Origin of the sequence: Povalibacter sp., from assembly GCF_036520495.1 — a bacterium.
In the GTDB taxonomy this organism is placed as follows: domain Bacteria; phylum Pseudomonadota; class Gammaproteobacteria; order Steroidobacterales; family Steroidobacteraceae; genus Steroidobacter.
Window position 1 is genome coordinate 1 of sequence record NZ_DATDJO010000072.1, and the last position, 13,373, is coordinate 13,373.

Sequence of the window (13,373 nt, forward strand, 5' to 3'; positions counted from 1 at the left end):
CAGCGGCGGCGAACTTCGCGAACGGAAAAATCGTCTCGGCGAGCGACGCGACTCGTCTGCTCGAGACGGTGATCCGGCCCGGCGACCGCGTGTGTATCGAAGGCGACAATCAGAAGCAGGCCGACGTCCTCGGCGCCGCGCTGCTGGCCGTCGATACCGCCAAGGTCCATGACCTGCACATGATCCAGTCGGGCGTCGTGCTGCCGGAGCATCTCGACCTGTTCGAGCGCGGCGTCGCGAAGAGGCTCGACTTTGCCTACTCGGGGCCGCAGTCGGCGCGCATTGCCACACTGCTGTTCGGCGGCAAGATCCAGCTGGGCGCGGTGCACACGTATCTCGAGCTGTTCGCACGCTACTTCATCGACCTGACACCGAATGTCGCGCTGATTGCCGCCGTCAGCGCCGATCGCGAGGGCAATCTATACACCGGGCCCAATACCGAAGACACGCCGACCGTCGTCGAAGCGACGGCGTTCAAGGACGGCATCGTCATTGCCCAGGTGAACGACATCGTGGACCACCTGCCGCGAGTCGACATTCCGGCGGACCGCGTTCACTTCGTGGTGGCGACGGGCAAGCCCTTCTTCGTCGAGCCTCTGTTCACTCGCGATCCCGCGGCAGTGACCGAGGCGCAGATTCTGACCGCGATGCTGGCGATCAAGGGCATCTACGCTCCGTACCGCGTGCAACGGTTGAACCACGGCATCGGCTTCAGTACCGCCGCCATCGAACTGCTGCTGCCTACGTACGGCGAACAACTCGGCTTGAAAGGCCAGATTGCAAGCTACTTCGCCCTCAACCCGCATCCGGCGCTGATTCCCGCCATCGAATCCGGTTGGGTCAAGCAGATCCATTCCTTTGGTTCGGAAGTCGGCATGGAGGATTACGTGCGCGCGCGCCCGGATGTCTTCTTCACCGGTGCGGACGGTTCGTTGCGTTCCAACCGGGCGCTGTGCCAGGTCGCGGGGCTGTATGCCTGCGACATGTTCATCGGCTCCACGCTGCAGATCGATCTGCAAGGCAATTCATCGACGGTCACGACGTCGCGCATCGCCGGCTTCGGCGGTGCACCGAACATGGGATCCGACATCCGTGGTCGAAGACACCCGAGCCAACCCTGGCTGCGAGCCGGCAACGAGGCGACTCCGGAGGTTGCACCCTTCCTGCGTCGCGGCCGCAAGCTCGTCGTGCAGATCGGCGAATCCTTCGGCGAAAAAAACATACCGCTGTTCGTCGAGAAGCTCGATGCCATCACGCTGGCCGAGAAGCTGAAGCTGGATCTGGCGCCGGTGATGATCTACGGCGATGACGTGACGCACATCGTCACTGAAGAAGGCATCGCCAACCTGCTGCTGTGCCGGAATGCCGGCGAGCGTGAGCAGGCAATCCGCGGCGTTGCCGGTTACACCGACGTCGGTCGGGCTCGCGACCCGAAAATGGTGCAGCTCCTGCGACAACGCGGCGCGATCGTGCGGCCGGAAGACCTGGCCATCGATCCGCTCGACGCGGATCGCAGCCTGCTCGCGGCCCGCTCGATCAAGGAACTGGTCCATTGGTCCAAGGGCCTGTACGCGCCACCTTCGAAATTCCGCAACTGGTGATAGGGCAAACACAATGGAAGATCTGAAATTCAGCCATCGCACGCGCGCGCGGGCGAACGGTCTCAAGCGCTCGACCGTGGTTGGCGTCGTCGCTTCCGGAAATCTCGAGGTGCTCGCGGAGCGCTTGCTGCCGGACACGGAATGCGCCGTCGAGATCAGGACGTCGGCCGTCGGATTCGGCGATGTCTGGCAAGCCGTGATCGCGGATTTCGTCGAGCGGTATTCGCCGGGCGGTTTGAAGCTGAGCATCAACGATGGCGGCGCACGTCCCGATACGGTCGCCCTGCGCCTGGCGCAGGCGGTGCGCGCAATGGAGGTGGGTCGATGAATGCGACTAGCGAACCAGGAACACCCGCGACGGAGCCGAACCGGCAGGTCAGCTGGTATGAAGCGTCGGCGCGCAACCGGGTGCGATTGCTGCTCGACCCGGACAGCTTTCTCGAGTTCATCGGCCCGGAGCTGCGCGAGGTCAGTCCGCATCTGCGTCTGTTCGACCTCCCGGAACAGTTCGATGACGGCATCATCGTTGGACGCGGACGGCTGGCGGGCCAGGCCGTGTTGGTCGCCGCTCAGGAGGGCAGCTTCATGGGCGGCGCCTTCGGCGAAGTGCACGGAGCGAAGCTCACGGGGTTGCTGCGTGCGGCCCGCGACATCGAATCGATGCCGGTACTGATTCTCTTCGATACCGGCGGCGTACGTCTGCAGGAAGCGAATGTCGGTGAGCTTGCGATCGCGGAAATCATGCGTGCCCTCATCGAGGCGCGCATCGCGGGCGTGGCAGTCATCGGTCTGATTGGTGGGCATTCGGGCTGCTACGGCGGCGGCGGGTTGATCGCTGGTTGCTGTTCCGCACTGGTCGTTTCCGAACAGGGCCGCATCGCCGTGTCAGGGCCGGAGGTCATCGAGACGAATCGGGGCGTGGAGGAGTTCGACTCGCGCGATCACGCAATGGTTTGGCGCACGATGGGCGGCAGACACCGCCGCTTGCTGGGCGGGGCCGAGTCGTACAGCGGCGACTCCGTGCACGAATTCCGTCAGGCCGCGCTCGATCTCATGCATTCGGTCGGCGGCTTCGACGGCCACGTACTGCAGGCCGAGCAGGCACGCCTGGAAGACCGGTTGCGGCGCTTCGGCGCGTGTCGGGACGCCTTCGACGTCTGGGCTGCGGCGGGCATTGCGGAGCCGAGGGCAATTCCTGGACTGCCCAATGAACAGTTCATCGCATTGGCCGACGGCATTGCGCGGCTGAATCCCGGTGCCCGTTAATGGAGTGCATGACGTGACGCTCAACGACATTCTCGTCTCGATGTTTCCCGATGGCCATGCAGTGAAGAACGATCATGGCGTACTGACCGGATCCGGGAAGTTGCGCTCCGGCGGCTCCGCGCTCGTCGTCGGTGTCACCGATCGCACTGCGGTCGGTGTCGATGAAGCGATCCGGCTCGCCGGCTTCCTGTTGCCGTCGATCGCGACGGGCAGCGGCCCCGTCATCGTGCTCGTCGACAGTGACAGTCAACGGATGAGCAAGCGCGACGAGTTGCTGGGATTGAATGAATTCGTCGCACACCTGGCCAAGTCGCTCATCTATGCGGACCTGCAGGGTCGGCCGACCATCGCGCTTCTGTATGGACACTCGGCCGCCGGCGCGTTTCTTGGCACGGCGCTGGCAACGCGCGTGCTCGTTGCTCTTCCTGGAGCGACTCCCGCAGTGATGGACCTGCCGTCGATGTCGAAAGTGACGAAGTTGCCGCTCGAGGTGCTGGAGGAGAAGGCGAAGTCCACGCCCGTTTTTGCGCCCAGCCTGAGCAATCTCGCCCGGACGGGTGCGGTGTACGCCACCTGGGACGATACGACGTCGCTGAGCGAGCAGCTCAATGCGCTACTGCAGGCGCTGCCGGTCGCAGCCGATCGACGCGACGTCCTGGGTGAGCAGCGTGGTGGTCGACTCAAGGCAGCAGACATTGCGGAGCGTGTCCGTGAACTTGCACTTCAGGCCCGATGAACGGCGGCGCCATCACCTGGTCCGGCTGTCACGAGTGAGTTGGCGCACGATGCTCGTCGCGCGCCATGAGCTGGCGGCCGATCCACTGGTCGCCCGCTGGACCGATCACGGGCGGCCGCTCGTCGTACGGCGCGTTGCGCACGGTGATGCACCTGGATTGCCATTGGGTTTGCCGCTGCCGCCGTCTGCCGGCAAACGGCGCTTGTCGTTCGTCGTGCAGCCGGCGGACGTGATGTCTGTCGATCTCCCGCCGACGCTGCGCACGGTCGGCAGGACTGCACCCTGCGCCTGGTGGCCGACGTTCGATCTGCTCGAGTCGCTGGCCGATCGATATCGCATCGAGCTGCGAGTCTGCGGCAGCCTGGCGTGGAGCGCGCTGACGGGACTCGACTATCTGACCGATCGCTCCGACCTCGATCTGCTGTTGTATGTGAATGGCGGTACCGATCTCGGTGGTGTAACTGCCTCGCTGGCCGCGATGGAGCTGGCGGCGCCGATGCGATTCGACGGCGAACTGATCCGCGAGGACGGCGCCGCAGTGAGCTGGCGCGAGTTTCACGGCGGGGCGCCCAGCGTGCTGCTGAAGACCCTCGGCGGCATTTCCATGATCGAGCCGGGTCGCTTTGCAGCCGGGGATCTGCCGTCATGATGAATTCATACGTATCGCGCAGGAGTGGGCAGGTTCCCCTGCAGCAGCACACGCTGCTGGCGACCAGACTGCATACGATCGGCACCTGCGCCGTCGACAGCCTCCTGCTTGAACTTGCGACCTGGCCGAAACCCGGCCTGGTGAGCTACATGGATTCCGGCAGTCACACTGACATGGACGCGGCACTTTTCGAGCGCAGCGCCAGGGCGATCGCACCTTACTTTTTTCTGTTGGCAGTGGCCGGTGCGCGGGGCTGTGAGATGTCGCACCTGAGAGTGGTCGGACTCGAGGCGGAAGCCGCCATGTTCGAGGCGACGAAGGGCGTGAATACGCACCGCGGGTCGATCTTCGGGCTGGGCCTTCTGTGCGCGGCGGCCGGTGCTCGTACGGCCGGGCGCGTGGAGGCGACCATGCCGCTCGGCGCAGTGGTCGCAACGCTGTGGGGACATTCCATTCTGGACGGGCCGGTGCTGCTTCACAGTCATGGCAGCCGTGCACGATTGCGCTTTGGTGCCGGTGGCGCACGCATGCAGGCTTCGCGGGGTTTCCCGGGTATTTACGAGATCGGTTTGCCCGCGATGCAAAGAGCGGCACGTCATCGACCGGGAAATTTCGAAGCCGCCCGCGTCGAAGCCTGCTTCGCACTCATTGCAGCGCTCGAAGACACGAACCTGCTGCATCGTGGCGGCCTGCACGGTCTGCGTTTCGCGCAGCGCCAGGCGCGGCAGTTCCTCGATGCAGGAGGTGTCGCTACTGGTGGTTGGATCACGCGCGCCCGGACAGTGCATGAGAACTTCGTCGCTCGACGCCTGAGTCCCGGCGGATCGGCTGATCTGCTTGCGTTCACGCTGTTCGTGGATGCCCAGGAGGGTTGCCAGTGATGTCGAATGCCATCCTGCTTGCGCTTGCACCGGTGTTCTTCGTGCTCGCGCTCGGGTATGCCGCCGGCAAGCTGCGCATCGTCGACAATCGGCAGATCGACAGTCTGAACGCACTGGTAATGACTTTCGCGCTGCCCGCGTCGTTGTTCGTCGCGACCGCATCGGCGTCACGCAGCGAAATGACGGCGCAGGCACCGCTCTTCGCGATCTTCGGCGGCGTCATGCTGGTGGTCTGGGCGATCTCCTACTGGTTTCGGCGCACAGTGGTGAAGTGCCCCAGCGCAGACGCAGCGCTGCAGGCGCTGACGATCGCCTATCCGAATCTGGCCGGTGTCGGCTTGCCGATCGTCTCGTCGGTCCTGGGACCTTCCGGAGCCGTGCCGATCGCAGTCGCGCTGGCAGCCGGCTCCATTCTGGTCACGCCGCTGACACTGATCGTCGTTGAAATGAGCAGCGTCCAGGGGCGCGGGAACGGCCGGCAGGCCTCGACAGCGTCGAGGATACTCAAGGCGCTACGACGTGCAGTGACCAAGCCCGTCGTCATCGCGCCGGCACTGGGTATTGCATTCTCGATCTCGGGGATCGAACTCGGCTCCGTGGCAGAAGGTTGCCTCACGCTGATCGGGCGAACGGCAGCAGGCGTCGCGCTGTTCCTGACAGGATTGATTCTGTCGTCACAAACCTTCCGGCTGGACGCCGGGGTGCTGAGCGCGACCGCGATGGCCGACATCGTCCGTCCCTTGCTGACGGCTGGCATCGTTCTCTATCTCATACCGATCGACCACGAGACGGCGCGAACCGCGATCCTGCTCGGTGCGATCCCTTCCGGGTTCTTCGGCATTCTGTTCGCAGTGAACTATCGCCTGGATTCAGCAGCCGCAGGTTCCATGGTGCTGGCGAGCACCGTGTTCAGCATCGTCACGCTGGCCATGACGATCGCGCTGCTGTTTCCGCATTGAGATGAGTCTCGCGCTGCTGTGCTCGGGACAAGGTGGGCAGCACTCACGGATGTTTGCAGCGACGGCGAACGTCCCGGAAGCCGAGTTCCTGTTCGCGCATGCAACCTGTCTGCTGCAGGGCCACGACCCGCGTGAACTGGTATGCGCCGCGCCGCCCGCCGTGTTCCATGACAACAGGACCGCGCAGGTGCTGTGCACCCTGCAGGCACTGGCGGCAGCAGCAGCGCTGCAAAGCGTATTGCCGCAGCAAGTCATCGTTGCCGGCTACAGTGTCGGTGAAGTCGCCGCCTGGGGTGTCGCCGGCTGCCTTCGCATGACGGATACGCTGGACCTCGTCGCGCACCGTGCGCAGATCATGAGCCATGCTGCGACACCGGGAGACGGCCTGTTGTTCGTCCGTGGGCTCGATCGCGAAGCGCTGGAAAGACTCTGCGTCACGAACGATGCGGAGATTGCAATCGTCGAACCGGCCGATGCGTTCGTGATTGGAGGAGGTCGCGCGGCGCTGGAGGTCGTGGCGCGTGAGGTTCACGGCATGGGCGCGCGAGTCATGCAACTTCCGGTGGAAGTCGCCGCCCACACATCGCGGCTCGCCAATGCGTCACTCGAGTTTCGACAGCTTCTCGAAACGGCGTCCGTGAGTCCGCCGCGCGCGGGTGTGCGACTGCTGAGCGGCATCGATGGTGCCAGCGTCATCCGGATGGAGGCGGGGCTGGATAAGCTTGCCGCGCAGATCTCCCACACGGTGCAGTGGGCCGCCAGCCTGCGAGCCTGTGTCGAAGCGGGTGCGACTGCATTTCTGGAACTCGGCCCGGGCTGCGCATTGGGTCACATGGCGGCGCGCGCCTATCCAGCGCTGCCGGCGCGCTGCCTGGACGATTTCCGGACGCAGCAAGGCGCACGCGAATGGATCGCCGCTCTGACCTCACGACGCCTTCCAGATTGAAAGTGAAACGCGATTAGCGTCGGTTAGACATCCCGGGTGCCCGGGGCTCTGCCACCCTTGTTCCATTCCAACGGAAGTCCAGGAATGCAACATGGGAAATCGCGGTACGAGTGCGCTCGGGTGCCTCCGTTGGATGACGGGCGTTGCCTCATGAAATCCCGTGAGAATGGATCGTCACGCGGTTTCATCGGCGCGTGGACGCTCGCGATACTCACAGTTGCCAGCGGGACCGTCGGGTGCAGACAGAGCGCCAAGGCGCCTGCGCCTGTCGTTCCGCAGGTGAGCGTGGTCACGGCGCGCACGACATCGGTGTCGGTCACCACCGAGTTGCCTGGCCGAATCTCGCCGTATCTCATCGCACAAGTTCGCGCGCGCGTCGATGGCATCGTGCAGAAGCGCGAGTTCCAGGAAGGCGGTCAGGTCGCTGCGGGTCAACGATTGTTTCAGATCGATCCGGCGCCCTACGCGGCGGCCCTGCAGAGCGCGGAAGCTGCGCTCTCGCGTGCTCTTGCCAAGCTCGAATCGACCCGTGCGCAGGTTGGGCGGGACGAAATACTCGTTGCAGCGGATGCCATCAGCCGCCAGCGCTACGTCAACGACCTGGCGGCACAGGGCGAGGCAGCCGCGGATGTGGAGGCCGCAAAAGCCGCGGTCACCGCGGCGCGAATCAACCTGCGGTACACCGATGTCGTCTCACCGATTGCGGGACGCATCGGTCCGGCGATCGTTACCGAGGGCGGGTATGTGCAGGCCGACGCAGCGACACTGCTGGCGACGGTCCAGCAGATCGATCCGGTCTTCGTCGATCTCAGCCAGACCAGCCTCGAGGGCCTGCGCTTACGCAAGGAGGTGGCGAGCGGGCAGCTCAAGCTCAATGGCCCCGACCGGACCCCCATCCGGCTGATTCTCGAGGACGGCTCGACCTTTCCGGGCGTCGGGACGCTCGAGTTCACCGATATTACCGTCGCTCGAGGCACCGGCTCGCTCGATGTCCGCGCCATCTTTGCCAATCCCGATCACGTGATCCTGCCGGGGATGTTCGTGCGCGCCGTCATCGACCGCGGCGCGGACGATCAGGCGATGCTCATCCCGCAAGTGGGCGTCACGCACGATCCCTCTGGCGGCGCGACGGTGCTCGTGGTCGGCGCGGACGACAAAGTGACCCAGCGAACCGTCACCACCACGCGAACGCTCGGCAGCGACTGGGTCGTGAGCGGCGGATTGCAGGAAGGTGAGCGGGTGATCGTCTCGGGTGGGCAGCGGGTAAAACCCGGCATGCTCGTTCGTGTCGTTGCTCTCGAGCCGGAGAAGAGCGTGACGCCGGGTGTCGCGAACAATGACCGCGGCCAGCCGGGGGATTGATCATGTCGCGCTTCTTCATTGACCGGCCGATATTCGCCATCGTCATCGCGATCCTGATCATGCTGGCCGGCGGGTTGTCCATCACCCAGCTACCCATCGAACAGTATCCGAACATCGCACCGCCGTCGGTACAGATCGCGACGGCCTATCCGGGTGCGTCGGCCGAGACCGTGCAGGACACGGTCGTGCAGGTGATCGAGCAGCAGATGAGCGGCCTGGATCATCTGCTGTACCTGTCCTCGCAATGCGACGACTCCGGTCAATCCACCACCACGCTCACGTTCGCGCCCGGCACGGATCCCGACATCGCGCAGGTCCAGGTGCAGAACAAGCTGCAACTCGCCGTGCCGCGGCTGCCGGCGCAGGTACAGCAATCGGGACTGCGCGTGACCAAGTCCAGCACGTCGTACCTGCTGCTCGCGGCATTCATTTCTTCGGATCCGAAGATGACCAAGTTCGACATCGCGGACTACATTGCGTCCAACGTGCAGGATCCGCTGGGGCGCCTGGATGGCGTGGGCAACATCAACCTGTTTGGTACGCCGTATGCGATGCGCATCTGGCTCGACGCGAACCAGCTCAACAATTTCTCGCTGACTCCCCGTGACGTGACAGCGGCCATCCAGACTCAGAACGTGCAGATCTCCGGCGGGCAGCTCGGCGGTACACCCTCGCCGCTGGCGCAGCGACTCACCGCCACGATCACCGAAGCTACCCTGCTGCGCACGCCGGAACAGTTCGGCCGCATTCTGCTGAAGGTCGAACAGGATGGTTCGCAAGTCCGCTTGCACGACGTAGCGCGCATCGAACGCGGCCCCGAGAATTTCAATATCGACAACAAGTACAACGGGCAACCCGCGGCGGCGATTGGCATCCAGCTGGCGTCCGGTGCGAATGCGCTCGAGACCGCTGACGCCGTTCGTGCACGCATCGCCGACCTGTCCGCGTATTTTCCGCCGGGGCTGTCCGTCGTCTATCCCTATGACACGACGCCCTTCGTGAGAATCTCCATCCGGGAAGTCGTCATGACGCTGTTCCAGGGCGTGGTGCTGGTATTTCTGGTGATGTACCTGTTCCTGCAGAATTTCCGCGCGACGCTGATTCCCACCATCACTGTGCCGGTGGTCCTGCTTGGCACATTCGGCGTCATGGCCGCTGCCGGTTTCACGATCAACACGCTGACGATGTTCGGGCTGGTGCTCGCGATCGGGTTGCTGGTGGACGATGCCATCGTGGTGGTGGAGAACGTCGAGCGCCTCATGAGCGAGGAGAAGCTGAGTGCGGCAGAGGCGGCACGCCAGGCCATGAGTCAGATCACGGGAGCGCTCGTCGGCGTCGCCGTGGTGCTCTCCGCCGTGTTCGTGCCGGTGGCGTTCTCGAGCGGCTCGGTGGGCGGGATCTATCGACAGTTCGCTCTGACCATCGTGTCGGCCATGGCGCTATCGGTGTTCGTTGCGTTGAGCCTGACGCCCGCGCTCTGTGCGCTGATCCTTCGGCCAGGTAGCGGCCAGCCGAAGCGGGGCTTCTTCGGCTGGTTCAATCGAGGCTTCGATGCAACGCGCCAACGCTATGTCGGCGGAGTGCAGCACGTGATCGCGCACTCCGGCAGGGGGCTGCTTCTCTATGTCGGAATCATCGGCGCGGTGGCATTCATGCTGTGGCGGTTGCCGACCTCGTTCCTGCCGGAGGAGGACCAGGGTTACATGCTCGTCCAGGTGCAGGGGCCGCCCGGCGGCACGCAGGCACTCACGGGCATCACCCTGGATGAAGTGAGCAGCTATCTGTTGAAGGAAGAATCACGGATGGTCGATGCGGTGTTCGAGATCAACGGCTACAACTTTGCGGGTCGCGGCCAGAACCAGGGACAGATGTTCGTTCACTTCAGGGACTGGTCGGTCCGCAAGGCGCCGGATCTGAGTGTGCAGGCGCTGATGAAGCGGGTTGCGGCGCGTTATGCGTCGTATCGCACCGCCACCATCATTCCCATCAATCCGCCGTCGATTCCGGCGCTCGGTACGGCGTCCGGGTTCGACATGCAGCTGGAAGATCGCGGCGGTGTCGGGCACGACGCATTGATGCGCGCCCGCGATCAACTGATCGCAAGTGCGCGGGGCGATGCCACGCTCGCCCTGGTGCGGGCGAACGGCCTGGACGACAACCCGACGTACAAAATCGATGTCGACCGGGAAAAGGCGAGTGCGTTCGGCGTGAGCCCCGCCGATGTCGATCAGTCGTTTTCGATTGCCTGGGGCTCGGTCTATGTCAATAACTTCCTGGATACCGACGGGCGCATCAAGAAGGTGTACGTGCAGGCGGATGAGCAGTTCCGCATGAACCCGGACGATCTGCGCGCGCACTACATACGCAACTCCGCCGGCGAGATGGTGGCGCTTGCAACGCTGGCGACAGGCAAGTGGACCTACGGCTCGCCGGAACTGCAGCGCTACAACGGTGTGCCTTCCATCGAGATACAAGGTCAGGCGGCGCCGGGGCGCAGCACCGGCGATGCGATCACCGCCATGGGACGCCTCGCGGCGCAATTACCCGCCGGGATCGGCTTCGAGTGGACCGGGTTGTCGCTGCAGGAAAAGCTCGCGGGCTCGCAGGCGCCGTTTCTCTATGCCATCTCCATCCTCGTCGTGTTCCTGAGTCTTGCCGCCTTGTACGAAAGCTGGTTCATCCCGGTGGCCGTCATCATGGTCGTCCCGCTCGGCGTGCTCGGTGCGGTGGTCGCCGCGCTCACGCGCGGGATGGAGAACGACGTCTTCTTTCAGGTGGGTCTGCTGACGACGATCGGGCTCGCAGCGAAGAACGCGATTCTGATCGTGGAGTTCGCCCGCAATCTGAACTTCGCAGGGCGGGATCTCGTCACAGCGGCCGTCGAGTCGGCGCAGCTGCGGATGCGGCCCATCGTCATGACGTCGATGGCCTTCATCCTGGGCGTGCTGCCACTGGCCATCGCCACGGGTGCGGGATCGGCGAGCCGCAATGCCATCGGCACAGGCGTGATCGGCGGAATGATCAGCGCCACGTTCATCGCCACGTTCTTCATTCCGATGTTCTTCGTGGTGGTCGGACGGCGGCTCGGCGCCGGTCATCGGCCCGAGTCCAAGCCAGCGGGCGAGTTGCTCGGTGCCGGCGCGACTGCTCGCTAGGAGGACCTTCGTGCACCCGAGACTCCTGCCCCTCCTGCTGCTGCCGGCATTGTTGGTGTCGGCATGTTCGCTCGAACCCCGCTATGAAAGGCCGGATCCCGCCATCGCACCGGCCTATCCTCGAGGGCCCTCGGATGATGGCGTGAGCCTCAGGGAATCGTCGCCCCTTGCGGCTGCCGACCTCGGCTGGCGGGATTTTTTTGCCGATCCATTCCTGCAGCAGCTGGTGCAGACCGCGCTGGTCAATAACCGGGACTTGCGGATCGCCGTGCTGAACGTGGCCGGGCTGCAGGCGCAACTGCGCATCCAGACCGCGACGTTGTTCCCACAGGCCGAGCTCGCCGCGGAGCATTCCCGCTCGCGCACGCCGGCCGACCTTTCCAGACTCGACGTGCCCGAAATCACGAGCACCGATTCTGTGGTCGTCGCCGTCGCGTGGGAGATCGACCTGTTCGGCAGGTTGCGCAGTCTGCGGCACTCGGCACTGGAGCAATACCTCGCGTCGATTCAAGGACGCAGAGCGGCGCAGATTCTGCTGGTCTCGCAGGTCGCAGCTCAGTATCTCTCGGTGCTTGCCTGCGATGAGCTGCTGGAGGTGACCCAACGCACACTCGAGTCGGCGCGATCTTCCTACGATCTGGCGAAGTTGCAGTTCGACGTGGGTGAAGGGTCCGAACTCGACCTGCGGCAGGCGGAGACAGTCGTCGAACTGGCGCGTGCAAATCGCGCCGAACAGTGGCGCGCACGGGCTCAGGCTGAAAATGGCTTGCGCCTGCTGCTCGGACAAGCGGAGCTGCCGCGACTTCCACGACGGGCGACGCTTTCCCAGCAGCAACTGGTCGAGGATTTGCCAGCAGGGCTGCCATCCGCGTTGCTGATACGCCGGCCCGACGTACTGCAGGCGGAAGCGCTGCTGCGATCGGCGAATGCGGACATCGGGGCGGCGCGTGCCGCATTCTTTCCGACTATCGATCTGACAGGCAGCGGCGGTACCGCCAGTGCGATGCTGAGCGGGATGTTCGACGCTGGCTCGGCCGCATGGACCGTTGCTCCGAGCATCGGACTGCCATTTTTCGAAGGCGGAGCGAATCGCGCCGCGCTCGAGGTCGCTCGGGTTCGCAAGGAAATCGCAATCGCCGGGTACCAGCGAGCGGTTCAGACTGCCTTTCGTGAGGTGGCGGACAGTCTTGCCGCGCGCGCCACGTTCGATGAGCAGATTGCCTCCCTGACGCGTCTGGTGGCAGCTCAGCAGCGCCGCCTCGAACTTGCCCGACTGCTCTACAGGAACGGTGAATCGAGCTACCTGGATGTGCTCACCGCGCAGACGGATCTGTATGACGCGCAACTGGTGCTCGTCGCAGCCAGTCTCGCGCGACTGACGAATCTCGTGACTCTGTATAGCGCCCTCGGTGGCGGCTGGATCGAGCATACCGGCGACCATGCCGATCCGCTGCCATGACCCCTCGATGCTCCAGTCGCAATTTCTTTTGAAATGATTGCGCACGAGCGCGGACATCAGCCGGCAACGCCAGCGCTGTAACGTTCCGCGGAATTCGCGGCAATTCCGCCGCCTTCGAGGAACGGAGCGCAAGCATGGGAATCCGACTCGTAGTCGCCGCACCGCCCGCCAGCGCATGCACCACCACGGGAAGAGGGATGGCCGGTGGCGGTGAAGGCACGTGCCAGTTCGGTACTGTCAGTACCATCTTCGCGACTTTCCAGGCGGTGTGAACGCCGACAAGCCCATGGAGCCGGGCCCGGGCGCCGCCGCGAAGCGGACACCCGGGCCGGTTACGAGCCGGCCGCGTGCGGGGCGCC

Annotated in this window: 12 protein-coding genes; all 12 read left to right on the forward strand. The window is 64.4% G+C overall.

Going from position 1 to position 13,373, the window contains the following annotated elements:
* The coding region (gene mdcA, locus VIZ63_RS24815; RefSeq protein ID WP_331612535.1) for a malonate decarboxylase subunit alpha at window positions 1-1,601 on the forward strand (1,601 nt) is incomplete at its 5' end.
* Window positions 1,602-1,614: 13 nt separating this feature from the next.
* A complete protein-coding gene (gene mdcC / locus VIZ63_RS24820; RefSeq protein ID WP_331612536.1) occupies window positions 1,615-1,929 on the forward strand; it encodes a malonate decarboxylase acyl carrier protein in 315 nt (104 codons plus the stop codon).
* On the forward strand, window positions 1,926-2,867 hold the full coding sequence (locus VIZ63_RS24825) for a biotin-independent malonate decarboxylase subunit beta (RefSeq protein WP_331612537.1): 942 nt from the start codon (window positions 1,926-1,928) through the stop codon (window positions 2,865-2,867). The genes mdcC and VIZ63_RS24825 overlap by 4 nt, the downstream gene beginning before the upstream one ends.
* Before the next feature lie 13 nt (window positions 2,868-2,880).
* Window positions 2,881-3,603, forward strand: coding sequence for a biotin-independent malonate decarboxylase subunit gamma (gene mdcE, locus VIZ63_RS24830; RefSeq protein WP_331612538.1), 723 nt, complete (start codon window positions 2,881-2,883; stop codon window positions 3,601-3,603).
* Window positions 3,578-4,252 carry a malonate decarboxylase holo-[acyl-carrier-protein] synthase gene (mdcG, locus tag VIZ63_RS24835; RefSeq protein ID WP_331612539.1) on the forward strand — a complete coding sequence of 225 codons (675 nt, stop codon included), beginning with the start codon at window positions 3,578-3,580 and terminating at the stop codon, window positions 4,250-4,252. Before mdcE ends, mdcG begins: the two co-directional genes overlap by 26 nt.
* The gene (gene mdcB, locus VIZ63_RS24840; RefSeq protein ID WP_331612540.1) at window positions 4,252-5,133 is read left to right on the forward strand and encodes a triphosphoribosyl-dephospho-CoA synthase MdcB; all 882 of its coding nucleotides are present in this window, start codon (window positions 4,252-4,254) and stop codon (window positions 5,131-5,133) included. The genes mdcG and mdcB overlap by 1 nt, the downstream gene beginning before the upstream one ends.
* Window positions 5,133-6,092, forward strand: a complete 960-nt coding sequence (locus VIZ63_RS24845; protein ID WP_331612541.1) for an AEC family transporter — start codon at window positions 5,133-5,135, stop codon at window positions 6,090-6,092. The genes mdcB and VIZ63_RS24845 overlap by 1 nt, the downstream gene beginning before the upstream one ends.
* 1 nt (window position 6,093) lies before the next feature.
* Entirely contained in the window at window positions 6,094-7,038 is a 945-nt protein-coding gene (locus VIZ63_RS24850; RefSeq protein WP_331612542.1) for an acyltransferase domain-containing protein, read from the forward strand.
* 150 nt (window positions 7,039-7,188) lie between these two features.
* Complete coding sequence (locus VIZ63_RS24855) at window positions 7,189-8,400, forward strand: efflux RND transporter periplasmic adaptor subunit (protein ID WP_331612543.1); 1,212 nt, start codon at window positions 7,189-7,191, stop codon at window positions 8,398-8,400.
* Window positions 8,401-8,402: 2 nt separating this feature from the next.
* A complete protein-coding gene (locus VIZ63_RS24860) occupies window positions 8,403-11,555 on the forward strand; it encodes an efflux RND transporter permease subunit (RefSeq protein WP_331612544.1) in 3,153 nt (1,050 codons plus the stop codon).
* Between the two features lie 10 nt (window positions 11,556-11,565).
* The gene (locus VIZ63_RS24865; protein ID WP_331612545.1) at window positions 11,566-13,014 is read left to right on the forward strand and encodes an efflux transporter outer membrane subunit; all 1,449 of its coding nucleotides are present in this window, start codon (window positions 11,566-11,568) and stop codon (window positions 13,012-13,014) included.
* A 134-nt stretch (window positions 13,015-13,148) separates the two neighbouring features.
* Window positions 13,149-13,286, forward strand: coding sequence for a hypothetical protein (locus VIZ63_RS24870; RefSeq protein WP_331612546.1), 138 nt, complete (start codon window positions 13,149-13,151; stop codon window positions 13,284-13,286).
* Window positions 13,287-13,373 lie beyond the last annotated feature (87 nt).

Bases quoted from the DNA above. Each gene is read 5' to 3' on its own strand.
- mdcC (WP_331612536.1), top strand. From the start codon at position 1,615: ATGGAAGATCTGAAATTCAGCCATCGCACGCGCGCGCGGGCGAACGGT.
- VIZ63_RS24825 (WP_331612537.1), top strand. From the start codon at position 1,926: ATGAATGCGACTAGCGAACCAGGAACACCCGCGACGGAGCCGAACCGG.
- mdcB (WP_331612540.1), top strand. From the start codon at position 4,252: ATGAATTCATACGTATCGCGCAGGAGTGGGCAGGTTCCCCTGCAGCAG.
- VIZ63_RS24845 (WP_331612541.1), top strand. From the start codon at position 5,133: ATGTCGAATGCCATCCTGCTTGCGCTTGCACCGGTGTTCTTCGTGCTC.
- VIZ63_RS24850 (WP_331612542.1), top strand. From the start codon at position 6,094: ATGAGTCTCGCGCTGCTGTGCTCGGGACAAGGTGGGCAGCACTCACGG.
- VIZ63_RS24855 (WP_331612543.1), top strand. From the start codon at position 7,189: ATGAAATCCCGTGAGAATGGATCGTCACGCGGTTTCATCGGCGCGTGG.
- VIZ63_RS24860 (WP_331612544.1), top strand. From the start codon at position 8,403: ATGTCGCGCTTCTTCATTGACCGGCCGATATTCGCCATCGTCATCGCG.
- VIZ63_RS24870 (WP_331612546.1), top strand. From the start codon at position 13,149: ATGGGAATCCGACTCGTAGTCGCCGCACCGCCCGCCAGCGCATGCACC.